General features: G+C 42.2%; 23 protein-coding genes, 1 tRNA gene and 1 pseudogene. 15 read left to right on the top strand and 10 right to left on the bottom strand.

Annotated features, from left to right (window positions below; translation table 11 throughout):
- Positions 1-62 precede the first annotated feature (62 nt).
- Both VF06_RS20730 and VF06_RS20725 read right to left on the bottom strand, forming a co-directional pair.
- Positions 63-869: a CPBP family intramembrane glutamic endopeptidase gene (locus tag VF06_RS20730; RefSeq protein ID WP_180267551.1), complete on the bottom strand. Its 807-nt coding sequence runs from the start codon at positions 867-869 to the stop codon at positions 63-65.
- A gap of 252 nt (positions 870-1,121) precedes the next feature.
- On the bottom strand, positions 1,122-1,562 hold the full coding sequence (locus VF06_RS20725; protein ID WP_099069021.1) for an AbrB family transcriptional regulator: 441 nt from the start codon (positions 1,560-1,562) through the stop codon (positions 1,122-1,124).
- A gap of 777 nt (positions 1,563-2,339) precedes the next feature.
- Between VF06_RS20725 and VF06_RS41045 the strand changes: the two genes are divergently transcribed.
- Positions 2,340-2,516, top strand: a complete 177-nt coding sequence (locus tag VF06_RS41045) for a hypothetical protein (protein ID WP_180267549.1) — start codon at positions 2,340-2,342, stop codon at positions 2,514-2,516.
- 574 nt (positions 2,517-3,090) lie between these two features.
- Positions 3,091-4,104, top strand: a complete 1,014-nt coding sequence (locus tag VF06_RS20720; RefSeq protein WP_180267552.1) for a succinate dehydrogenase/fumarate reductase iron-sulfur subunit — start codon at positions 3,091-3,093, stop codon at positions 4,102-4,104.
- A 124-nt stretch (positions 4,105-4,228) separates the two neighbouring features.
- Here VF06_RS20720 and VF06_RS20715 read toward each other — a convergent pair whose 3' ends face one another.
- The 4 genes from VF06_RS20715 to psbX form a co-directional block, all read right to left on the bottom strand.
- Positions 4,229-4,756 carry a TolB family protein gene (locus VF06_RS20715; RefSeq protein WP_099069034.1) on the bottom strand — a complete coding sequence of 176 codons (528 nt, stop codon included), beginning with the start codon at positions 4,754-4,756 and terminating at the stop codon, positions 4,229-4,231.
- 126 nt (positions 4,757-4,882) lie between these two features.
- A complete protein-coding gene (locus VF06_RS20710; protein ID WP_099069023.1) occupies positions 4,883-5,440 on the bottom strand; it encodes a TolB family protein in 558 nt (185 codons plus the stop codon).
- A gap of 46 nt (positions 5,441-5,486) precedes the next feature.
- Positions 5,487-6,407 carry a Ycf66 family protein gene (locus tag VF06_RS20705; RefSeq protein ID WP_099069024.1) on the bottom strand — a complete coding sequence of 307 codons (921 nt, stop codon included), beginning with the start codon at positions 6,405-6,407 and terminating at the stop codon, positions 5,487-5,489.
- A gap of 248 nt (positions 6,408-6,655) precedes the next feature.
- Entirely contained in the window at positions 6,656-6,775 is a 120-nt protein-coding gene (gene psbX / locus VF06_RS20700) for a photosystem II reaction center X protein (protein WP_099069025.1), read from the bottom strand.
- A gap of 263 nt (positions 6,776-7,038) precedes the next feature.
- Here psbX and VF06_RS20695 point away from each other — a divergent pair, with 263 nt between their 5' ends.
- A complete protein-coding gene (locus tag VF06_RS20695) occupies positions 7,039-7,332 on the top strand; it encodes a YggT family protein (protein WP_099069026.1) in 294 nt (97 codons plus the stop codon).
- A gap of 113 nt (positions 7,333-7,445) precedes the next feature.
- Here the strand turns inward: VF06_RS20695 and accC are convergent, their stop codons facing one another.
- Positions 7,446-8,789, bottom strand: coding sequence for an acetyl-CoA carboxylase biotin carboxylase subunit (gene accC, locus VF06_RS20690; RefSeq protein WP_099069027.1), 1,344 nt, complete (start codon positions 8,787-8,789; stop codon positions 7,446-7,448).
- 422 nt (positions 8,790-9,211) lie between these two features.
- Between accC and VF06_RS20685 the strand changes: the two genes are divergently transcribed.
- The 10 genes from VF06_RS20685 (at position 9,212) to VF06_RS20635 (ending at position 16,862) form a co-directional block, all read left to right on the top strand.
- Positions 9,212-9,292, top strand: a tRNA-Leu gene (locus tag VF06_RS20685).
- A gap of 227 nt (positions 9,293-9,519) precedes the next feature.
- On the top strand, positions 9,520-10,149 hold the full coding sequence (locus tag VF06_RS20680; RefSeq protein WP_099069028.1) for a chorismate lyase: 630 nt from the start codon (positions 9,520-9,522) through the stop codon (positions 10,147-10,149).
- A 974-nt stretch (positions 10,150-11,123) separates the two neighbouring features.
- Positions 11,124-12,818, top strand: a complete 1,695-nt coding sequence (locus VF06_RS20675) for a DUF3352 domain-containing protein (protein ID WP_099073176.1) — start codon at positions 11,124-11,126, stop codon at positions 12,816-12,818.
- A 289-nt stretch (positions 12,819-13,107) separates the two neighbouring features.
- Entirely contained in the window at positions 13,108-14,181 is a 1,074-nt protein-coding gene (gene ccsB / locus VF06_RS20670) for a c-type cytochrome biogenesis protein CcsB (protein WP_099067302.1), read from the top strand.
- 168 nt (positions 14,182-14,349) lie between these two features.
- Positions 14,350-14,658, top strand: coding sequence for a KGK domain-containing protein (locus VF06_RS20660; RefSeq protein ID WP_099067300.1), 309 nt, complete (start codon positions 14,350-14,352; stop codon positions 14,656-14,658).
- Positions 14,659-14,810: 152 nt separating this feature from the next.
- The gene (locus tag VF06_RS20655; RefSeq protein ID WP_099067299.1) at positions 14,811-15,506 is read left to right on the top strand and encodes a Uma2 family endonuclease; all 696 of its coding nucleotides are present in this window, start codon (positions 14,811-14,813) and stop codon (positions 15,504-15,506) included.
- Positions 15,507-15,558: 52 nt separating this feature from the next.
- Positions 15,559-15,762, top strand: coding sequence for a type II toxin-antitoxin system HicB family antitoxin (locus VF06_RS20650; RefSeq protein WP_099067298.1), 204 nt, complete (start codon positions 15,559-15,561; stop codon positions 15,760-15,762).
- Positions 15,759-15,986 (top strand): type II toxin-antitoxin system HicA family toxin, encoded by a 228-nt coding sequence (locus VF06_RS20645; RefSeq protein ID WP_099067297.1) that lies wholly within the window; start codon positions 15,759-15,761, stop codon positions 15,984-15,986. Before VF06_RS20650 ends, VF06_RS20645 begins: the two co-directional genes overlap by 4 nt.
- A 178-nt stretch (positions 15,987-16,164) precedes the next feature.
- On the top strand, positions 16,165-16,443 hold the full coding sequence (locus tag VF06_RS20640) for a DUF2281 domain-containing protein (RefSeq protein WP_099067296.1): 279 nt from the start codon (positions 16,165-16,167) through the stop codon (positions 16,441-16,443).
- Complete coding sequence (locus VF06_RS20635) at positions 16,440-16,862, top strand: type II toxin-antitoxin system VapC family toxin (protein ID WP_099067295.1); 423 nt, start codon at positions 16,440-16,442, stop codon at positions 16,860-16,862. The genes VF06_RS20640 and VF06_RS20635 overlap by 4 nt, the downstream gene beginning before the upstream one ends.
- A gap of 147 nt (positions 16,863-17,009) precedes the next feature.
- On the opposite strand, the pseudogene VF06_RS20625 reads toward VF06_RS20635, so the two are convergent.
- A pseudogene (locus VF06_RS20625) lies at positions 17,010-21,552 on the bottom strand (tetratricopeptide repeat protein); the annotation flags it as partial.
- A gap of 1 nt (position 21,553) precedes the next feature.
- Complete coding sequence (locus VF06_RS20620) at positions 21,554-21,880, bottom strand: hypothetical protein (protein ID WP_099067292.1); 327 nt, start codon at positions 21,878-21,880, stop codon at positions 21,554-21,556.
- 238 nt (positions 21,881-22,118) lie between these two features.
- Between VF06_RS20620 and VF06_RS20615 the strand changes: the two genes are divergently transcribed.
- Together VF06_RS20615 and tilS are read left to right on the top strand one after the other, a co-directional pair.
- On the top strand, positions 22,119-22,736 hold the full coding sequence (locus tag VF06_RS20615) for a Uma2 family endonuclease (RefSeq protein ID WP_099067291.1): 618 nt from the start codon (positions 22,119-22,121) through the stop codon (positions 22,734-22,736).
- Between the two features lie 12 nt (positions 22,737-22,748).
- Complete coding sequence (gene tilS / locus VF06_RS20610) at positions 22,749-23,759, top strand: tRNA lysidine(34) synthetase TilS (protein WP_099067290.1); 1,011 nt, start codon at positions 22,749-22,751, stop codon at positions 23,757-23,759.
- Positions 23,760-23,855: 96 nt separating this feature from the next.
- On the opposite strand, the gene VF06_RS20605 is transcribed toward tilS, so the two are convergent.
- Entirely contained in the window at positions 23,856-24,209 is a 354-nt protein-coding gene (locus tag VF06_RS20605) for a hypothetical protein (protein WP_099067289.1), read from the bottom strand.
- Positions 24,210-24,321: the final 112 nt, after the last annotated feature.

Genomic DNA, 24,321 nt, shown 5'->3' with positions numbered 1-24,321 from the left:
TGCGTAAGTCCTAAAAACAAAAGACGGCGATTTATCGCGTCTTTAGAATTTTGTATGCCTAGCTAAAAATATTTGGATAAAAACCAAATCATAATACCAGTTCCCAGTAGACAAATAATTCCCGCCAAACCAGCTAGAGGTTTTTTGTTCTTACCTGTGAACCAGTCAGACACTTTACCAGTGTAAGTTATCAGTTCTGCTGTATCTATGGTAGCGATCGCCCACACCCATCCGGCGTGCAATCCCCAAGCTAAACCCAAATTACCACCATCGGCAAATCGCGCCAACACTAACACCATTCCCATCAACCACAATCCAGGGAGTTGGGGTGCAGTTTCCCGTTGCTCCCAAACCAAATGTAACACAGCAAAAATCAAGCTAGAAATGATTGCTGCCAACCAAACTGGATAATCCTGCAATAATTCAGTCAAGAAAAAACCGCGAAAAATTAACTCTTCTATTCCACCCACGAACAAAGCGATGGAGAAAATCGGTAGCAATATTGGTAGTACTAACTTAAGATTGGAGTTTTCAAAAGAACACCAACCTAACCCAAATTCGCCGATAAATACAACAACTAGGCTTAGCACTCCCAAGCCGAAACCGATTGCTAAAGACTTGACAATTGAGAGATTGACAACAAAACCGTAATCTAAAAAAGACCTATTGACTAACGAACTAACTCCCCAGAGAACCAGGGGAGCTAATATGTAAAGTGACACCAACAAAGGTATCTTTTGCTCTGGCTGCAAAAATTTTGTAGGTTGCCAATTGAGCAAGATTCCTAATATTGTTACCAATGGTAACCAACACCCTATCCAGCAAATTAGGAATGCGATCGCTACAACTAGTGCAGGTGCATTTTCCATAAATGCCAGTAAGGCGTTGACCGAAAGCTCAAAAAAATTTGTCAACACAAACAAAAAAACACGATAGACTTCTTGCACTATAGATTTCCTGTTGATTAATCAAGACTCTACCAAACTTACTAACTCCGGCAAGTGGTCTAATCGTATTTTTTAACTCGACAAAATTCTCTCAACAGGGCTACCAGTTTGTTGTTGAGGTAAGGACAAGTCGTCAAGTATTCACCTGAAACTTATCCCTACCACCAGCTTTATTTACTCTTCCTCGTCTAAATCTTCGTCTGATTCGTCGTCAGAGTCTAAATCTGGTGAGGTGAGTTTTTTATCACTTTCACCAAGTTGAATCAAGTGAATATGCTTGTATCCCAACCTAATTTCAAACTCATCTCCAGGCTTTAAGCCCATTGCTTTGGTATAGGTAGCACCAATGACAATTTGGCCATTTTGATGGACACTAACGCGATACGTCGGTTCGCGACCACGACCATCTTTTGGTGCTTCAGGACTAAGAGGAATTCCCCTAGCTGATAGCAAAGCATCATAAAAATCAGTGAGATTGACGCGAACTTGATTATTCTTAGTAACAGTGTAATAGCCGCACTGCTTAGCTCTTTCTCGGCGTGGTAAAGTGGAAAGTTCTTTTACTTTAGCAAGTAACGCTTTTCCGGTTAATGGCGCGGTTGCAGTTTCAGTCATTATGCTCAATTTTTCCTTACTCTCTCCAAATTGATAAACGATGTAGTTTCATGCCAGTATTCGACTTTTTAGCATTCGCATAAAGCTACTTAGGACTTTAGTGTAACGGGTGAATTCCTGCTGAACGGAGCCAAAAGCACTTCTATTATGGTTGTTTACAACCTATTAGAGGTCATAGTTACCAAAGAGATCAATTTTGGTGATTTTACGGTAGTTTTAACCATTATTCGCCATTAGAAAGGAAACTATTTTCTCTTTTGGCGCTACTGTAGGGGTGTAATTTTCAGCCACCTTTACAAAACGGCTAGGTTCTACTACAAATATGTCGTAGATCCAAGAAATAGCAGGTTTTTCACTTTTAGTACTTGCCTTTCTTACCTTTGAGTTGTAGAGATTTCTCTACTCATACTCAAAAGCTGAGGACAGCATAGTATTTCAATAGAGTCCTATGGGTATACACCCTTTTGCCTTAAAAGTAGAGACAAGAAAATTCACGTCTCTACAATACGAATCAACAAAGCAGTAGTAGCCACCTTGATGGGGCTATTGATTCTGGTTTTGTTACTTCGTAATTTTATATTAAATACTAGCATGGACTAATAATAGCAAAATACTTGTTTAATTTTGAATTAAAGTTGCTGGTAAATTTTTATTTAAATCACTGGACTTCAGTCAGAAAAAACCAGTGACGATTTTTCTTCCCCTTGATTGCAAGCACGAGCATTGTCCTATGGCTTTTATAAAAATTGATCTAATTGAGACGAGGAGTTTTGACCAATGAGTGAAGTGCAAGATTTTTTGATTCAGAGGAAGCAAAAAGCAAAAACTCTCACGTATCTGGGTTTTCCGGTGCAAGAACTTTTTTTTGAAAGTCCTGAAAAATTTTTCTGGGTTTATTACCGTCAAGTAAAAAGTGGTCAGAGGATTCTCCACGTCTGTCTATGGGAAGAATAAATCTCTTAACATATGCTTAGCCCTCAATTTTCACCAACATAATGTTGAGCGTGCGCTTTCACACTTCTATATAATCAAAAGATTCTGGCTTTGCCAGTGCTTAACAGATTTTGATAACCAGTTGCTCTGATACAACTTGACATGTATTTAATTTGGATATTATCGCTAGGTAGGAGATGAACAACACTCACTCTTTAGGGAAACCACTTTTGCTTGACACTTCCAAACAGATAAATTAAATGCAAACCAGGAATGACAATTTTGGTGTTTTAGCTCAAAACAGGGCACAAATGTGTTTCATAGCAATCCTATTTGATTTATAAACTACTCATATAGGCAGATAATAGGGAGTAGATTTGTTTACAACTCATTTAGTACTGTTGTATGGCAGTGCTACAAGTAAAAGTTTAATCGTTATCCTGAAACTAGAATCAGTTACTCTTTTATCGTCAGCTTATTAACATCAGGCTTAAAATTCAGGGTAAAAAGAATATGGCTTACTTTTAGCCACTAGCTGCCTTGACTGATGATTTTTAAGGCTGGTGAAGCAATTTTAAAATTTTGGTTAGAAGCAATGGAAGTTATTTTTAAGGTGATTCGACAGCAGCAAAATTCCTCTCCTATTGTGCAAACCTATGTCGTGGAGGCTCAACCAGGTAATACAATCCTCGATTGCCTCAATCATATTAAGTGGGAGCAAGATGGAACTTTAGCATTTCGTAAAAATTGCCGCAATACCATTTGTGGCAGCTGTGCTATGCGAATTAACGGCCGTTCCGCTTTAGCTTGTAAAGAAAATGTCGGCAGTGAACTTGCCAGATTACAACAAATAGCATCATCCCAAAGCAAAGTAAATGCCGTTGCCGAAATCACCATCGCTCCTTTGGGCAACATGCCAGTGATTAAGGATTTAGTTGTAGATATGAGCAGTTTCTGGAACAATCTAGAAGCAGTTGCTCCTTACGTTAGTACCGCAGCTAGACAAATACCAGAAAGAGAATTTTTGCAAACACCCGAAGAGCGATCGCGCCTCGATCAAACTGGTAACTGTATTATGTGCGGTGCTTGTTACTCCGAGTGCAACGCCCGCGAAGTAAATCCAGATTTCGTTGGCCCCCATGCCCTTGCCAAAGCTTATCGCATGGTAGCAGACTCACGAGATAGCAACACCGAAAATCGCTTAGCAAGTTACAACGAAGATACTAAAGGCGTGTGGGGTTGTACCCGTTGTTTGTACTGCGATAGTGTTTGTCCAATGGAAGTTGCACCCCTAGAACAAATCACCAAAATTAAACAAGAAATTCTTGCCGAAAAACAAGCCAGTGACAGCCGTTCAATTCGCCACCGCAAAGTATTAATCGATTTAGTCAAACAAGGTGGCTGGATTGACGAACGTCAATTTGGCTTACAAGTAGTAGGTAATTATTTTCGCGACCTCAAAGGACTACTCAGCCTCGCTCCCTTAGGATTGCGGATGTTATCTAGAGGTAAATTCCCCTTATCATTTGAACCTTCCCAAGGAACACAACAAGTGCGATCGCTCATTGAATCTGTGCAAGAAGAAGAGGGAATGGGGCATAGGGGATGAGGGGCAAGGGAAAAGGGTAAAGGTTAAAGGGTAAAGGGATAAATTTAACCTTTCCCCCTTTCCCTTTCCCCCTTTCCCTTTCCCCATTCCCAATGCCCAATGCCCAATGCCCAATGCCCATTTTTTAACGCGGTTCCTGCGGTATATTCAACGGTCTTCCATAACGGTCATATACTAAAACATCCCACTGGCCGTTGTTACTGGACTCAAAAGCAATTCGATTGCCATCAGCGCTAATTGTGGGGTTGCGGACTTCTGCTTGGAGGTTAGAAGTTAAATTGCGTGATTGGCGTGTTTCGCGGTCGTAGAGAAAAATAGCCGATCGCCCTTGGCGACTAGCTGCAAACACAATAAAACGACCATCTTGGGAAACACTGGGATGATTAGTGATGGTATCAAAGGAATTTAAACCAGGCAAATCAACCAAATCGCGAGTTAGCGTATCAAACATATAAACATCTTGGCTACCCCGGCGATCGCTAACAAAAACAATATATCTCCCAGAGATTTGCGGGTCTAACTCCGAAGAAAAACTATTAAGGCCTCGCCCCCCTGGATCGAAGGGATAACTTAAAATCCGAGGGTAGCCAAAACACCCAGTCAACAAACTTAAGCAGAGAAATGCAGGGATAAAAAGAATACGTTTAATCATAATTGTCATTAGTCATTAGTCATTAGTAATTTGTCAAGAGTTTCCTAACTCCTAACTCCTAACTCCTAACTCCTAACTCCCAATCTCCCAATCTCCCAATCTCCCCACCTCCCCACTCCCCATTCTCTACGGAGGCGTCACAGTTGCACCATTCGGAATATCTAACTCTACATTCGGCCCCCGGTCTAGGACTTCAATATCCCACTGGCCCCGGCTGGCGCTTTCAAAAACAACATAACGTCCATCTGGGCTAATATTGGGCTTTCTGACCCAACCGCGATAGATTGGGGTGAGGATTTGCGACTGTTGGACGGCGCGATCGTAAAGTGCCACTACTGGTCTACCTTGGTCGCTAGTAATATAAGCGATGTAACGCCCTGTGTAGCTCAAGCTAGGACTTTCAGCAATGGTTTCCTGTCGGTTTATCCCTGGTGTAGAAATAAACATTTGCCTTTCCAAATCGTACACCAGTAGCTGCTGATTGCCATTGCGATTTGATACAAACGCTAAAAGACGGCCATTTCCACTCAAAGCAGGTTGCTCCTCGGTGTAGCGACTGTTGAGGGAAGTAGGCCCTATGGGAATATCGTTAGAACCACAAGATACAAGCAAACTTGTAAAACCAAAAACCAGGCTCCAATGAATTGGTCTTTGGAGCCACAATCTAGGCGTTAAATTTTTCACCTCAAGTGTTTTCCATTGCCCCTAAATCTACCTCACACCAGTTCTTTTAAACATCGTCATCAAAATCCGTTGAATTATTTGGCCCTTCATTAGGCTTTTCAATCGGGTTGTATGGTACATATTCAGTTGGGATCGCATCATCATCTTCGCGGGGTCTTCGAGGAGCCGAATCGTTGGCTGGACGCCGCCTTCTTGGTCTGGGAGCAACATCATCCTCGCGGCTTTCTGGTCGCTGGGGCCCATTACTACCACGGCGAGAGGGTTTTCTCACTTCATCACCAGAACTTTCCCAATCATCAACTTCTCTGGATGAAGAACCCCAATTTTCATCTTCAAAGCTTTGAGAAGGACGACTCACTGGACGCCCAGAACTACGCCGCCGGGTTCTATCGCTTGGATTTTGCCTTTCATTATTGTTGCTGTTGCGACGTTCTGAACGACGGGGGGGTTGATCCTCGTAGTAGTCATCACGAGTTGAAATGTCATCTCTGCTAGCGCGAATTCTAGGACGCACGGGCCGTTCTTCCTCGTCCTCATAAGGCAGCGGCTCTAAGTCTGCATCCATCTGAGCTTCATAGTTTTTGCGATTGCGCTTGTACTGATAATTTCCGCTTACCTCTCGCTCATCATCGACAATGGGAGTGTTGCGCTTCGCTTGCTGGGTGGCTATACTTCGTAGTCGAATACTTTCAACCGCAAAAAACACAGTTGTGCCAACTAAAAGCAATTGACCAAATTGGAGAATCGGGTCTAGTCGCCATCCTTGGAAGATGAGAATAAAGCCGCACAACAACCCGACTGCTGCAAAAAAGATATCTTGATCTCGTGACAGTTCCGGGCGGACAGTGCGGAGAAAATACAGTGCTGCCCCAGCCACAGCCAGGAAAATTCCTAGAATACTGGCTGAGTTCGCCCCAAAATTTACCTGAGCCAGAATACTGGCTGAGTTCAGCCCAAAATTTATCATTGCTGTTTTCCCAATATCAAATCTATGTTAGCGAGTCACAATTAAAATCACTACTCTAATTAGTCATCATAATATTGAAGCTTCAAAGCTTCTGACTAAGAAGCTCTGAAGCTGTTCACCGAAAACTGAAAAAATGTTTTCTCAGCTACAAGTCTCCCAATCGCAAAAACTGGCGCTTTTGATGCAATGATTGAAGTAAATAGCTGAGAAATAATCCTTTGTGAGAGCCTATTCGACAATCCGAAGGATTATGAACGCTGAATTTTATCTTTTTGGCTAATGAAAATCAGAGCGCCTGTAACGGGGATCACAACAATTGCAGCACCCCAAAAGAGACTCCAAAGAAAATTTGCTAAAGCGGGCGTCATACTTCTCAACCTTTTTTTACACACTTCATCACTAATTTTAATAGTGTAGTACTTTCTTGAGAAGCCTCTAGGTGGCAACTGCTAAAGTCGAAAATTGTTATTTCTCAAGTAATGCTCAGTAAATTCAGTGCCCAGTTGCTCTCTATTGAAATAAAATTGTAATGAGAGTGCTTTACAAAGCTTCAAATTTGCTGGTGTTAGCGAAGCGCGGCTTGCCGTGCGCCCAAGTGTTTTGTTTATTGACGAGATAGCTGTTTAAACCCATGACTGGTGTTGACTTGACCGCTTGGATTCTCGGCCCCCTATTAGGGCTGATGACATTTTTATTTATATTTCGGATTATTCTCACTTGGTATCCACAAGTCGATCTCAATCGTTTGCCCTTTAATCTAATAGCTTGGCCCACTGAACCATTTTTAATCCCTTTACGAAAACTCGTGCCACCCATCGGCGGAGTGGACATTACCCCCATCATTTGGGTTGGTATTTTTAGCCTGGTGCGAGAAATTCTCCTAGGCCAGCAAGGATTATTAACTATGCTGGCTCATGTGAATTAGATTTGGGGCACAGGGCATGGGGCAAAGGGCATAGCGCAAGGGGCAAAGAAAGATCCCTCCTTTTCCCTTTTCCCTTTCCCCTTTCCCCAAGGCATTGCCATCTCCCCAATCCCCTACCCGTTCATCTCCTGCACAAAATTTGTATACACATTACCCTGCAAAAACTGTGGAGTTTCCATGATTTTCTGGTGGAATCCGATAGTAGTGGGTAATCCAGTAATGGCACATTCCCGTAGGGCGCGTTTCATACGGTTAATAGCAGTAGGACGATCTGACCCCCAAACAATTAACTTGCCAATCAAAGAATCGTAATAAGGGGGAATTTGGTAATCTGTGTAAACGTGGGAATCAATGCGAACACCAGGGCCTCCAGGAGGAAGATAGCCGCTGATCCTCCCCGGAGATGGGCGAAAATCATGATCTGGGTCTTCAGCATTAATTCGACATTCAATGGCATGACCTCGTAAAACTACTTGGTCTTGGGTAAGCTTTAGTCTTTCCCCTTGGGCAACCCGGATTTGTTCGGCAACTAAGTCTACTCCAGTAATCATCTCTGTTACAGGATGTTCTACTTGAATCCGGGTGTTCATTTCCATAAAGTAAAATTTACCGAATCTATCCAAGAGAAACTCGATGGTGCCCGCCCCAGTGTAGTTAATAAATTGGGCCGCTTTCACAGCAGCTTGTCCCATTTTCTCGCGCAAGTCTGGGTCAAGAGCTGGACTCGGAGCCTCTTCCAGTAACTTTTGATTCCGGCGCTGAATAGAGCAATCTCGTTCCCCCAAGTGGATGACATTGCCGTAGTTATCTGCCAAAACTTGAAATTCTATGTGCCGAGGACGTTCAATAAATTTTTCTATGTAAACGCCAGAATTACCAAAAGCTGCTCCTGCTTCTCCTTGGGCTGCTAGGAAAAGTTTGACAAATTCGTCTTCAGAACGCACCAAGCGCATACCCCGGCCACCGCCACCTGCTGTGGCTTTAATCATCACTGGATAGCCGATATCCTTAGCGAGTTGTAATCCCTCTTGCTCGGATTCTACCAACCCATTACTACCGGGTACTGTGGGAACTCCAGCTTTTTGCATGGTTTCTTTGGCAGTGGATTTATCCCCCATCAGCCTGATAGCTTCAGGAGTTGGGCCGATAAAGGCAATGTCATGGGCAGCACAGATTTCTGCAAATTTAGCATTTTCAGCCAAAAACCCATAACCTGGATGAATGGCAGTGGCGTTGCGGGTCAATGCAGCAGCAATGATATTGGGAATATTCAAATAACTCTTACTGCTAGCAGGTTCGCCAATGCAAACCGCTTCATCAGCAAGTTGAACGTGGAGAGCATTACGGTCAACACTGGAGTGAACCGCAACTGTCGCAATTCCCATTTCTTCACAGGCGCGGAGAATGCGAAGCGCGATTTCTCCCCGATTGGCAATTAATATTTTGTCAAACTTCATTTTGGAGTTTCGATATTAGTACCAGTAGATTGACATTTTCTCCCATCTGATGTGCAACAACGCTTTCGCGTTATTTCAAATTATGACAGGAGATTTCCAACCTTCATCTTCACCAAAGTCAAGAATTGGGCTTGCTGCCTCTAGGAGGCTTAACTAGATTAACAACATTGCCGTTGCTAATCTTGGCAAGTTTCCCGAATTAGTTTTTCCCTCAAAAGGCGTCACCTGATAAACGACACCTTTTGTCCCTCATTGTGCCTCTTAACAGTAGCTCTAACCCTTTTAATATCACTTGTGCATCTGCTACATTTCTGTCAGCCAGATACCGCCTTGAGGAAATTTATGAAACCGTACACTGAAATTGAGAACTCATCTTACTATAATTATTTTCTTGTGCTATAGTCTATATTCAGACAACATGCGCGGATGTGGCGGAATTGGTATACGCGCACGCTTGAGGTGCGTGTGGCTTTGCCTTGCGAGTTCGAGTCTCGCCATCCGCATTTTGAATTTATTAATCAAGGGTCAATAGCCAAAGGATTGAAACACCTGAGGTTTTTGACCCTTAAATCGTAAGAGGGCAGAGGGTCAGGGGAGAATAATAACTTCCCACTCATAAGTCACCAGTCAACAGTCAACATACCCCATACCCAATGACTAATGACTAATGACTAATGACTCTATTGTTTTTTATGCTTTTATAGAGATAGGTGAAGTTTTGTAAAAAACATTGACTATTACTTTTACGCCAACGAACAACTTAACACTGCCAGGGGCTTGGCATCGCTTGACTCCGATTTGGCAAGGAGGGGAGGAAGTAATTCAAAAAAGTTTGCCTCACACTCAGCTTGCACCAGCTTGGCAGCTACTACTTTTGGGGGATGGTTCGCCAACACGTCACTTAGAATTGCTGACAGGCGAGCCTACAGAAGTAGATGTCATTGATATGTCATTGATTGGTATGGACTTGGATAATGCTCCTGATTTAATCCAAGCTGTACCAGGGCCGCGATTACGGCGACAGGTATGGCTACGTACTGCTTCTGGTCAGCGATTGGCCTATGCGACTTCTTGGTGGGAAGCCAGCCATGTAGATGAGTATTTGCAAAATCGCTCATTACCTATTTGGGCTAGTTTAGCTCGTCTCCGCACAGAGTTGTATCGCGATGTGCGAGGTATTTATTACGGTTACTCTCCAGCGCTACAGTCAGGTTTTAACGTCAACGGGCCTTTTTGGGGTCGCCACTATCTATTCTGGCATCACGGACAGCCGCTTACCTTGATTTATGAAGTTTTTTCGCCTTATTTAACGAAATATTTGGGCCCTATGCAGTTAAGTGGTGTGAATGCTGAGGTATAGTCGCGAAAAGGCGACAATTTGGGTAATTTGTAGTAGAAACGCAGAATTTTGTGTCTCTACTAAAATATTGCAAATTCCCAGATTGATTTTTAATTATTCAGGACTTACGCAATAACTACGATTTTAGGTTATTACGAGCAAAGCGTACTCCACAGAGAAGCAAGCTACGCGTTGGCGAAGCGTCTCGTAGAGAAGTAATCGCCAAAAACTCTGGGATTGCTGCCCAATACTACGTTCCGGTGGCAATGACAAAATAGTGCTTGCGTAAGCCCTATTATTTGATTTTTGATTTCCAAAAATTAGCAGTTAGTTCTCAGCAAAAATAACATTCGTTTGAGATTTAAATAATACAAGTTAACGAAAATTATAATTCAATAACATATTTGGATTCTAACATCGGTAACCGATACAAGTTACTGAATACTGAATTATTCTAAGTTAGATAAAGTTAAAACCACAGATAGCAGTTGTGTAATTATCAGGAAGTGCAATTTGCTAATGACTTGCAGCTTTGTCAACTTAGTTATATCCTCGAAGTGCCTGAAATAACGAATTGAAGTATCGAAAACTTTCGCAAAGGCATCCGTTTCAAGGAAGCGTTCTGCGAAATTCAACAAAGCGTGTTAAAAAAGGTAACTAACCACTAAAACAGCGTTTTTGAAACAGTACGAAAATTGATTACGGAAATACAATCTATGTCCAGGGTGGAAAAATTTATCGACTTGGCTACCCTAAATAACGAGAAACTTTTTGGTTGACCGTGCTGATTTGAGATTATTGTGGTTTATGCTCCATGCCTTGTGTGTGGAACAAATCCAAAACTTAAAATCCTCAAACTCCTACCTAGAGTAGTCGGGGTCAATCCAAAATCGTTCGACTGAGCGGAGTCGAAGTCTAAAATTTACAATCCAAAATTGATTGACTGAAGCAATCAAGTGAGTAATGAGTTTGCAAGTATAAGGTATTAGGTTTCAATGGCACCGCCTCTTGTGTCTGTTCCCATGAAGAAAAATCAGAAACCGTCTTTGGTGCTGACGCTATCGTCTGCTGGGTTATTAATTGCTGCGGGCAGTGCAGCATACTGGTTACAAAGACAACCATCTTGGAATGATTTGCTAGTAGGTGCAAATATTATTCCTGGTGATGCTTTGTTTGCGGTTTCCTTAACAACAGATCCCCAACAATGGCAGAAATTACGGGAGTTGGGGACAAAAGAAACGCAAGGAGAACTAGATAAAAATTTAGTGCAGTGGCGCGATCGCTTTCTCACCAATAATGGTTACGACTTCCAGAAAGATATTGCTCCTTGGGTAGGCAATAACATTACAATTGCCATTCTCGCACCACAAACAACGAATAAATCTGTCCCTAAACCAGTTACCACCGATGCAGATGTAACTGGGGATCAGCAGTCGATGGTAATGGTATTGCCAGTCAAAAACCCAGAAATAGCAAAAACCATCTTCGCACAACCCAAAAGTCTCAAACAAGGCCAATGGGTTGACCGCACTTATCAAGGAATTGCCATTAAACAAAATCAGGGACAATCAGGAGAAAACTTTTCGGCAGCCTTGTTAGATGGACGTTTCTTGGTGATAACTGATAGTCCTAAAGCCACAGAAAGAACCATTGATGCCTACAAAAATCAAACATCCCTGGTGAACACAGGGGGGTTTGCCGAAAATTTTCCGAAAATCGCCAATAACCAACCTTTTGCTCAATTTTACGTCAACATACCAACAGCAGCCAAAATAGCCGCAGCTTCTCCAAACCGTCCTTTACCTGCTCAAGTTTTAGCTCAACTGCAAAATAACCAAGGTTTAGGGGCAACAATGACCTTAGAGCCAGAAGGAATTCGCTTAAAAGCTGTTTCTTGGCTCAACCCTAATAGTCAACGAGTGTTAGCAGTGGAAAACAAAGCCGGGGGGATGCAAAGCCGCGTACCAGCAGAAACCTTAATGATGCTTTCTGGCGGAAATTTGCAGCGATCGTGGGCAGAATATGTTTTAACATCCCAAGGAAATCCCCTTTCACCGATCGCACCAGAACAACTGCGGAATGGTGTAAAATCTATTACCGACCTCGATTTAGATAAAGATTTACTCAGTTGGATGAAAGGCGAGTTTTCTTTATCACTGATTCCCAATACACCAAAACAAGGTTCACCAGATAATTTTCGTGTCGGTTTACTGTTCATGGTACAGACAAGCGAGCGCAAATCAGCAGAAGCATCCATCAGTAAACTTGATGAAGTAATGTCAAATCAATACCAATTCCAAATCCAACCAGGGAAAGTGGCAAATCAACCTGTTGTTAATTGGATATCACCCTATGGTACGCTAACAGCCACCCACGGCTGGTTAGATGAAAACATCGCCTTTTTTGTAGTGGGCGCTCCCATCACTGATAAAATTCTTCCCAAACCCAACAACACACTAGCTAATACTCTGCCCTTCCAGCAAACAGTTCCAACACAACTGAATCCGACAAACGGTCAATTTTACCTGGATGTAGAACGAACCGCGAAAAATTTTCCCTTACCAACTTTGATTCCCAATCAACAAACTTTGTTAAACGCAACACGCTCAATTGGTATGACATCTGCCGTCAGCGACAGTCGTAGTAATCGTTATGACATTTTCATAGCACTTAAAAAAGTGGGTGGATAGGGGAAGGGGGAAGGGGGAAAGGGGAAAGGGGAAGGGGGAAAGGGGAAAGGGGAAAGGGGAAAGGGTAAAGGAAAGATCCCTCCAATACTGCTTGCGTTTTGCATTTTTAACTCGGCATTGGGGTTGGGGTAAAGGTTAAAGGTTTTTTCTTTCTCTTTTCCCCTTCCCCTTTTGCCTTTTCCCTACCCGAAGGGTTTTGCCCAATGCCCCATTCCCCATTCCCCATTAAGCAGATAGGATCAGAACAGTCAGAATTGATATTTTAAAGAATCCACGGAGAGAAGACTTTATGAATCTGGTTGTACTCCAGAACTGGCTGGACAATGCGTCCTTTGCCGTTTTATTCCTGACGATGCTGGTGTATTGGGGAGGAGCGGCTTTTCCGAATCTGCCTTATCTAGCCGCTTTGGGGACAGCTGGGATGGCGATCGCTAATTTGTGTATGGCTACACTATTAGGGGCACGATGGATAGAAGCGGGTTATTTTCCCCTCAGCAATTTGTATGAATCTTTGTTTTTCTTAACTTGGGGAATTACTACAATTCATCTAATTGCTGAAAGTACTAGCCGTAGCCGCTTGGTTGGAGTTGCTACAGCTCCTGTGGCAATGGGAATTGTGGCTTTTGCTACCCTGACATTACCAGCCCAAATGCAAATGTCGGAGCCTTTGGTACCTGCTTTGAAGTCAAATTGGCTGATGATGCATGTCAGCGTTATGATGTTGAGTTATGCCGCTTTGATGGTAGGTTCATTGTTGGCGATCGCTTTTCTAATTGTGACTCGCGGCCAAAACATCCAACTACAAGGCAGTTCTGTTGGTACTGGTGGCTATCGCAGCAACGGCTACCGCTTACACAAAGCAGGTGAACTGATTTCTGAGCCAGCAGCACCCCCTGTAGAAAATAACGGCTTTGCTCGCTTTGAAAGCAGTAGCAATGGTAACGGTAACGCTAACACTGCTGTTTTGGGTTTAGTCACAACAACCCCAGTCGCAAATCCCAAATCTGAAATCCCAGATTCCGAACCCCTTTCACCCCAACGCCTTAGCCTTGCTGAAACCCTTGATAACATTAGCTATCGCATTATCGGACTAGGATTTCCCCTGCTGACAATTGGCATTATTGCTGGTGGCGTTTGGGCTAATGAAGCCTGGGGTTCTTATTGGAGTTGGGATCCTAAAGAAACTTGGGCGTTAATCACTTGGTTAGTTTTCGCCGCCTACCTCCATGCCAGAATTACTCGTGGTTGGCAAGGCCGTCGTCCAGCAATTTTAGCTGCTACTGGCTTTGTGGTTGTTTGGGTTTGCTATCTGGGTGTAAATCTTTTGGGTAAAGGCTTACATTCTTACGGTTGGTTTTTCTAAAAAACTCGCCAAAATATAGCAATCCTATTTCAGTTGTCAAAAATATCAGTGGTGGCTGTAGTCATCAAGCAAAGCAGATTACAGCCACCAAATCTACAAAATCATCATTTTATTTCGGATGTGCTGCTAAATCTTTGGAAAAGATAGATTTAGTCACAGGAGATTTTTATGATAGATGGATTTGAGATACTAAATCACGATGAAGTTGTGTCTATAGAACCAGACACTTTTAATAAGTTAAACATTGCTAAAACTTTTAAAGTTCGTGATTTGATTGCTGCAATTAAGGATTATATTGGCGCAGAAAATACCAATGAAGCAGATTTGTATACTCAAGGATTAAATTGTGAAGTTTTACAATTTAGCACTCAGGGATGGAAAAAAGGAAAGGTGAGACTGGCTTTAGAATTTTGTCCTGAGGGTTCTGAATCACCACTTGATGAAATTTTTCAAAAGCTCAAACAAGTAGAAAATTAATATCCAATTAGCAAAAGAACCCTGATTTATTAAATAAGTCGGGGTTCTTTGCCTCTTGATGTTTACAAATAATAATAGGACGTGCTGAGTTCGTATCAAAATTAATTAATAAAATAAAGATGTACTAATAACTGAGGAACGGTAAATCCATCATGGTAAATTACGAGCTATCAGTTCGTTTGCCCTCTTCAAAAGAACTACCTGACTCTGACGATACCCCAGTAGATAATCAATTACAAAAATCAATTCCCGATTTACTCAGAAGCGTATTAGCAATGGCTTGGGCAGATAGCATGGATTGGTTTTTTGGTATTCGTATGGGTATTTATTACGATCCAAATTTACCAGCAATAGTCCCAGATGGGTTTTTGAGCTTGGGCGTTGAGCGATTTTATGATGAAAACCTCCGCCCCAGTTATGTGCTTTGGGAAGAAAAGAAACTACCGATATTAGTACTTGAGGTAGTTTCTCACATAGATCGCGGTGAGTATTCAACCAAAAAGGCAGAGTACGCAAGATTGGGGTTTTTGTATTATGTAATTTACAACCCATTTCGTGACGAAAATTCACGTTTAGAAGTTTATAAATTAGTTAATAATGCTTATGAATTTCAAGATGGTAATCCTGTTTGGCTACCAGAAATTGGTTTGGTAATTGGCATCGAACGAGGAACTTATTTAGGCATACCACGGGAGTGGATGTATTGGTATAACCAACAAGGGCAACGGTTTTTAACACCAGAAGAAAAGGAAAAATTTGCAGAACAAAAAGCTCAGCAAGCAGAACAAAAAACTCAATTCTTAGCAGAACTGTTGCGATCGCTCGGCATAGATCCTGATTTAATTTAAAAATATTCTGCTACATTAACAAAGTCCACACTAATAGAAAATCAAGTAATCTATGAATATAAAAGTAGTATTAGAACCAAGCGATGAAGGTGGTTATACAGTTTTCGTTCCTACACTTCCAGGATGTATTAGTGAAGGCGAAACTGTTGATGAAGCGGTAGAAAATATTCGAGAAGCGATACAACTTTACTTGGAACCACTGGAAGAAGAATTGATAATTGAACAGGGAGCCATAGTGAAGGAATTGGTTTTGTGACTAGAGTTCCCAGTTTGTCATACGTTGAGATTATTACAGCTTTAGAGCGAGATGGATGGACGGTTATACGTCAAAGAGGTAGTCACATTAGACTGCAAAAACAAATGCCGGATGAAGTTTTGAAATTGACTGTTCCTGCCCATCGACCAGTCAAACGTACTACACTGGCTAAGATATTAAAACAAGCTCGGATAAACTTAGAACAATTTTTAGATTTGTTGTAGAGTCCCAACATTTAAATATTTTTCTCGTTAGCGATGCCTAGGTTGGGCTGCGCCTACGCTCGGCATAGATCCTGATTTAATCTAAAATCGAGTTCAAAGACTCATCCACGAATATTAAAGCCTCATTACAGCAATTTTCTTATAATGTAATCATATCTCATCTAGCAGAAGTAAAACTATGACTATTGAACAAACAGTTCTACAAACATTCCGAGAATTACCACCAGATAAACAGCAAGAAGTTTTAGATTTTATTCAATTTCTCAAATATAAATTATCAGTTAAAAAACCATTTTCTATATCCGAGCATCAAAAAAATTTAAGAGAAAGTAAAGACATTACTGATTTTTGGTCAGCTTTACAAGACTTTAGACAAAGGGTTGATTTAGAAAGTATTGATGATGAGACTTTTGAAAATCTACGGGATAAATCACCAGGAAGAGAAGTTAATTTATGAGTTTAAATTATTTACTAGATACTAATATTTTGTCAGAGGCTAAACGACCTCATCCCAACGAGAAAGTAATGGAAAAGCTCAGGTTATATAGACAAGAAACAGCCACAGCTATCCTAGTTATCCATGAAATGTTATATGGTTGTTTCCGTCTTCCTATTTCTAAAAAACGTCAAGATATAGAGGATTATATCAACAACGTGATTTTAGCAGAAATCCCTTTATTTGATTACGATCTAAAATCTTCACAATATCATGCTCAGGAAAGAGCTAGATTATCAAAAATTGGTAAAAATACTGGATTTATTGATGGGCAAATTGCGAGTATTGCAGTTACAAATAATTTGATTTTAGTAACGAATAATGTAGCAGATTTTCAAGATTTTGATGGTATAAACATAGAAAATTGGTTCATTAATTAAGATACTGCATTTGCCTTGGACATAACCAATGCGTTCAAATATTTCCAAAGACTGATTGAAAAGTGCGATCGCTTAATCCACTTCCCCTTTATTAGCGTAGAGAATTCCCAGTAGGTGCAACGTCGCCGCTTTGCCTTGGACATTACCAATGCGTTCATTTATTTCCAAAGACTCATTGTAGAGTGCGATCGCTTGATCCACTTCCCCTTTGTTGGCGTAGACATATCCCAGATTGTGCAATGTCTCCGCTTTGCCTTGGATATCACCAATGCGTTCTTTTATTTCCAAAGACTGATTGTAGAGTGCGATCGCTTCATCCACTTCCCCTTTGTTGGCGTAGATCATTCCCAGATTGTTCAAGGTCACTGCTTTACCTTGGACATTACCAATGCGTTCAGTTATTTCCAAAGATTGCTTCAAGAGTGCGATCGCTTGATTCACTTCCCCTTTGCTGGTGTAGAGCATTCCCAGATTGTTCAAGGTCGCTGCTTTGCCTTGAACATCACCAATGCGTTCAGTTATTTCCGAATACTGATTGTAGAGTGTAATCGCTTGATCCACATCCCCTTTGTCGGCGTAGAGAATTCCCAGTTGGTTCAACGTCACCACTTTGCCTTGGACATTTCCAATGCGTTCAAATATTTCCAAAGACTGATTGAAAAGTGCGATCGCTTGATCAACTTCCCCTTTATCGGCATAGATACTTGCTAAATTGTGCAATGTCGCCGCTTTACCTTGGACATTTCCAATACGTTCAGTTATTTCCAAAGACTGATTGAAAAGTGCGATCGCTTTTTCGATATTTCCTTGCTTTGTGTAGAAAATTGCTAGTTGGTACAACGTCGCTGCTTTTCCTCGGAGATCACCAATGAGTTCTTTTAGTTCCAAAGACTGATTGAAAAGTGCGATCGCTTCATCAACTTTCCCTTTGTTGGCGTATATATCTGCCAGTTCGTGCAACATCACCGCTTTGGTTTGGACATCACCGATGCGTTCAGATATTTCCAAAGACTGATTGAAAAGTGCGATCGCTTCATCCACTTCCCCTTTGTTGGCGTAGATATTCCAGACATTGCAACGTCACTGCTTTGGTTTGGACATCCCCAATGCGTTCAGTTATTTCCAAAGATTGATTGAAAAGTGCGATCGCTTGATTAACTTCCCCTTTGATGGCGTAGAGATATCCCAGATTGTTCAACGTCGCCGCTTTGTCTTTGACATTTCCAATGCGTTCTGTTATTTCCAAAGACTGATTGAAAAGTGTGATCGCTTGCTCCACTTCCCCTTTGTTGGCGTAGATATTTGCTATTTTATGCAACGTTAGTGCTTTCCAATAAGCATCACCAATACGTTCAAAAACTTCTAAGCACTGATTGAAAAGTGTGATCGCTTGCTCCACTTCCCCTTTGTTGGCGTAGATATTTGCTATGTTATGCAACATCGCCGCTTTGCCTTGGACATCACCAATGCGTTCAAATATTTCCAAAGACTGATTGTAGAGTGCGATCGCTTTATCCACTTCCCCTTTGTTGGCGTAGATAACTGCCAGATTGTTCAACGTCGCCGCTTTGTCTTTGACATCTCCAATGCGTTCAAATATTTCCAAAGACTGATTGTAGAGTGCGATCGCTTTATCCACTTCCCCTTTGTTGGCGTAGATAACTGCCAGATTGTTCAACGTCGCCGCTTTGTCTTTGACATCTCCAATGCGTTCTTTTATTTCCAAAGACTGATTGTAGAGTGCGATCGCTTCATCCACTTCTCCTTTGCTGGCGTAGATAATTCCCAGACAGTGCAACGTCGCTGCTTTGCCTTGGACATTACCAATGCGTTCATTTATTTCCAAAGACTGATTGTAGAGTGCGATCGCTTCATCCACTTCCCCTTTGCTGGCGTAGATAATTCCCAGATTTTGCAACGTCGTCGCTTTGCCTTGGACATCTCCAATGCGTTCAAATATTTCCAAAGACTGATTGTAGAGTGCGATCGCTTCATCCATTTCCCCTTTGTCGGCGTAGATACCTGCCAGATTGTGCAACGTCGCCGCTTTGCCTTGGACATCTCCAATGCGTTCATCAATTTCAAGGACTTGATTGTAGAGTGCGATCGCATCATCCACTTCCCCTTTGTTGGCTTTCAGTATCCCTAAATAATAATAAATTGATGCTAATTCTTGTTCGTCTTCTGCGGGACAAAGATTTAAAGCTTGTTCGTAATAGTTTAATGCTCGCTCAACCTCACCCATTTGGTGTTCACAAACACCCATTCGTTTAAGAACACTATGGTTTTGAGTAATTTCTAAGGTTGATTTGCATAGGTATATTGCTTCCCGAAATCGACCTTGACGGGACAAGCGGTTCGCCAATGAACTAGCTATTTTTACAGCAATTTCTCCATCCTTTCCCAACAACGCCAAGCGATGAATTTCTAACTTTTGTGCTTCCGTAGAACTTTCCGCCTCCCACCACAGACGATACAAAATTTGTGCAGATTGTTTATACAACTCTTCACCCTTGGGGTTTTCTGGAAACTCTAGCAACGGTGACAAAATCCGGGGAACACGATACAACCTCTCTGTGTTGTTGGTGAGGGTAACTTCCAACAAACCCAAAATTTCAGCGCGTTGAATATGACTTTCCCAACTTGAGATATCCTCACAAATCGGGTCAATAGCAGCTAGAGGAACAGGTAACTCATACACCAACAACTTCCCCAGCATTTGACGCAAAGCTGGAGTTTGCTGCTTCAGCAATTCCTGTACCAAAATATCCTCACGAAATTCCTTTACCCTATCTAGCATTTTTTGCAGAATCATCTCAACTCCCCTCTCGGCTTCCGGCGACTTCGGGGAATTTTGCAAAATCTTATCTAACCATTCCAACAGCCGAGGATTTCCATCAGCTGCTTTTTTGGCACGTTCGGGCAAATCTGGCTGAAATTGCCAACTGCCATTAAACGAATCCAGACGATTATACTTTTTAATTAAATCTGCCCCACCCAAAGCCGCCAGAGGTTCGCGGTACAGACGATGATTCAGTTCCGACAGTGTGAAATTGTAGCGACAGGTAATAATTACCTTGTGGGGAAGTTGGGAATTTTGCATCGCCTTCAGCAACGCCAGCAGTACATCCACAACTTGTGGTTGCAAGACATAAACCCCATTTCGTAATTCCAAATTAGCCTCAAAGTCATCCAGCACAAACACGAAACGCTGTTCTTTGGTATTGAGTCCTTCAGTGAAAAACTTGGTGAGGCGCTGCATCAAGGGTAACTTGCCATTGAGAATTTCATGCCCCCGTTCCGAGGTACATTGTTCGGCAAGGGTTTTCAGCAATTTATCCTCATCCAGTTGCCGAAAGTTCACCAGCCTGTGATAGCCAACCATCCTTTCCAGAAGTCGCGCCGTCACAGTACTCTTACCCACACCCCCCAGTCCGTGAATTAGTACCCCTAATGAAGTGCGAATAGCTTTGAGACAGCGTTGCAAAGTCCGCCGTCTCCCAACAAACTCAGAGGGTTTCGCCACCCGCACCTGTTGGGTATCGGGGTCTAAAAACTGTTCGTAAGCAGGTTCCGGCGCTGAGGGTGGCAAATCTCCCAACACATCCACCAACGCACCCGGACATTCTCCCTGGACATATAACCGTAACAAATGCCAGTCACGCACATTCTGTTTAAACAACTGCTGGTAAGTGCTAGCGAGTGCTTGGGCTAATTCATATCCGGCTGCCAATTTGCCGTAGAGGTGCGCGGCGGCGGCTGTCGCTGTCCGATCTTCCACAGGCCGCCCCCAACTTAAAACCGCCCTCGCCCCTTGTTCGATAAGCGCCTCAGCCATTGAAGGCACAGCCCCTTTATCTGGTGCTTGTCCAGTCCGACACCCAGACAAAAACACCAATTTGGGAAAACGAAACCGGAAGACTTCCGCCAGTTCTGCGGCTGTGGTTTCGTGGCGTTCCCCGATTTCCGTCTCCGTAATAAAATAAGGCGTATTCGGCTCTAAATCTTCTCCCCTCCTCGCTTGCGGGGAGGGGTTGGGGGTGGGGTTCTTTTCCACTTCAGAAGTAATTGACGCATGTCCTGTGAGGTGAAACACATCAAAGTCATTAAAATAGCGACTCCACACCTTACCCAACTCGCTAACGCAACCGCTTTCTTCCACCCGCAAATCTAAATTAAAATCTCGCGTATCTGCTAGAATTCTCGCTTCTTCTTGTTCAAACTCTAACTTTGGTTCCACATCTTCCGGATCGGTTGCCATAAACAATACTCGCAATTGTCGTGCTTCCACAGCAAACGCTTCCGTTTCTTTCTCAATCCAGCGCAGAGGTAACACCACTGGATTAACCCGCTTCACCAAAAAATCCTCACCATCATGCAACACTTCCCAAGGGAGATGTGCCAATTTTTGCCCGGTATCAATGGCAATTACCAACCCCTCACCGCGACAGTTAGCAATTCCCCGACTCAACCAGCGTCCATCCCCATCCAACCAAAAAAATAACTGCTGCCCGATTCCTGGTAAATTGGGCAGCAGTTTATAGTAATCTCGTTCGCCTTGCTGAAGCAAATTAGCGATTTCTGCTAATTGCAGACGACGAGATTCATAGTGCTTTTGTTGAGGTAGCCAATACCTGAGTTCAACTGTTTCTTGCGTACTTTCCCGAAGTTGAATGCGGATAGTTTGCACTTTATTTGCTGAGAGATTTGAGGATTTCCGTGATTTCCTCTATAGTAGCTTCTTCGAGAAAAATCCGGCTGCCAGTGTCAGGGTCAAGAATTACCACATCAAATTGCTTTCCTGGATGGGATTTATGCCATTCTTGATACCATTTGCGGATTTGTTCAGCTAAAGCCGCAGCACCACCAACAATGCCAACAATGGTAGCAATAGCCGCTAAAGTCCCCTCTTTTTGGGTTTGTACTTCGTAGGTTCCCGATATTCCGGGGATTTCTAGCAATGCTGCGGCAGCTGTTGGTGCGTCTTCGCCTTCGATTCCGATTTGAATTTCTGCCATAAGGTTATCTGGGAATTTATATAGTATTTTTATCTCACGCAGAGGCGCAGAGGCGCAGAGAGGATTTCTAAATTATTTATTTTGTGTTACCTAAATTCTCTTTAGAAAACCTCCGCGTACCTTTGCGTTAACCTCCGCGTACCTTTGCGTTGAAAAAAAGTTAAGATTTGAAACGGTATTAGCAATGTAGAAGCATCATTATCAATTACTTTCAGTCCCTTTTTAGCAGGTGAACAATATGGTTCAAACTCCAGTTAAAAAACTAACTTTTGAAGAGTTTCTAGAGCAATACCCTGATGGTGGCATTTACGAACTAATAGATGGAGAGATTATACCAATAGAGGCAACCAGAGCGCATAAGAATGTGGCAAGGTTTTTAATGCTTGCTTTCAATGATGAAATTAGACGCTTGAGACTTGAATATATTGCTGACAAAGATATCATTATTAGGACGTTTACTGATGCTGGGCAAGAACAAGGCAGAAATCCAGATGTGAGCGTAGTTAGTGCATCACTGTGGAACAGTAATGTTTTAGCTTACGGGGCGCTGATTAAGCCGATTCAACTTGCTGTAGAAGTCACCTCAACCAACTGGGATGATGATTACGTTGACAAGCTAGATGAGTATCAACGACTGGGTATTCCTGAGTATTGGATTGTAGATTATTTAGCGATCGCTTCTCGCGCTTATCTCGGTAATCCCAAACTCCCCACGATTTTTGTTTACCAATTAGTTGAGGGTCAATACCAAGTACAAAAGTTTACGGGCAATGACCGTATTATTTCTACTACTTTCCCCGAACTAGCGTTAACTGTTAAACAAGTTGTGGCTGCAAGTCAAATCCAAAAACTATGAGAAGTTCTAAAAATGGTATGGACTCCTCTACATGCAAAAATACATCGCACTATTAAATCGCGTCATTTATTTGAGCGTCAGCAAAGACTATTAGTCGCTGTCTCCGGCGGACAAGATTCTTTGTGTTTAATAAAATTACTTTTAGATTTAAAATCCAAATGGGCATGGAATTTAGGTATTGCTCACTGCGATCATTGCTGGCGTTCTGACTCCCAAGCTAATGCTCATCACGTCGAAAACTTAGCTCAAAGTTGGGGTATATCTTTTTATTTAGAAACAGCCAAGGAACCGATAAATAGTGAAGCTGCTGCACGGGATTGGCGATATCAAGCTTTAAGTGCGATCGCCCAAAAACATAATTATCAATATATAGTTACAGGACACACGGCAAGCGATCGCGCCGAAACTCTCCTCTACAACTTAGTTCGCGGTACTGGTGCTGATGGCTTGCAAGCCCTGACTTGGCAACGTCCCCTAACTACAGGCATTATGATAGTGCGTCCACTTTTAGAAATTACTCGCCCACAAACACAACAATTTTGCCAAGATTTTCAACTACCAGTTTGGGAAGATTCCACTAATCAAGATTTAAAATACGCCCGCAATCGCATCCGCCAAGAACTAATACCATATTTGCGCCAAAATTTCAATCCCCAAGTAGAATCAGCCTTAGCCCAAACAGCAGAACTTCTACAAGCAGAAGTGGAATATTTAGAAAAAGCTGCTCAAAAATTGCGGGAAGAGGCGATGGAATGGGGCATTGGGCATGGGGCATTGGGCATTGGGCATGAAGAAAATACCGTTCCTCTTCGGTTAAATCGTCGGGTGTTGCAGAAAGCACCATTGGCGTTGCAACGTCGAGTGATGCGTCAGGTGTTGCAGGAAGTACTAGCTGATGCACCTGGTTTTGAGCATATTGAAAAATTAACGGCTTTGATTACAGCACCAAATCGATCGCAAACCGATCCATTTCCTGGAGGTGCGATCGCTCAAGTACAAGGCGATTGGATCTGTTTGAAATAGTTAGGAGTTAGGAACTATCTCAGTATAGTAACGATTATAACCAAGACTCTTCAGCAGTTCGGTAACCACAATTTTGTCGGAGCGTATAGTCAAGATTTATGAACGCCAGCGAAATACCTTTCTCATCATAAATATAGCTATACTTGCACCTATTATACCCAATATACTCGATATACCCAAAGCAAAGAATCCAGGAGTTTCTTGATGATAATCAATAACTGTTTTAAGTACTTGATTTGGATTTTTGTCTTTAAGATAATAAATATTCAAGATTAATGAACCTTCACAACCTCCTATAGCTCCAATTAATAATCTAAATGTTTCAATAAATAAATTGGTTTTCCTTATGATAATTAGAGTAGCTATGCCAGCAAATGCTCCTCCCAATAAACATGGTGTAATTAATGTTATGAGAAGTATTAATAACGATTGATTGTCTGGTTCCCACATAACCTAAATTATTCCTGACGAGAAAATTTTTACTACTTCAAAACATTATTGATTATCTACCGCCAAACTTTGCAACAAGCTGCTAGCTTAAAACAAGAAGTTGTTAGTGTTG

It is taken from the genome of Nostoc linckia z4 (assembly GCF_002608075.1).
Lineage (GTDB): Bacteria > Cyanobacteriota > Cyanobacteriia > Cyanobacteriales > Nostocaceae > Nostoc > Nostoc linckia.
The sequence above is the reverse complement of the archived record's forward strand: the minus strand, read 5'-3'. Positions and strand labels throughout refer to the sequence as shown.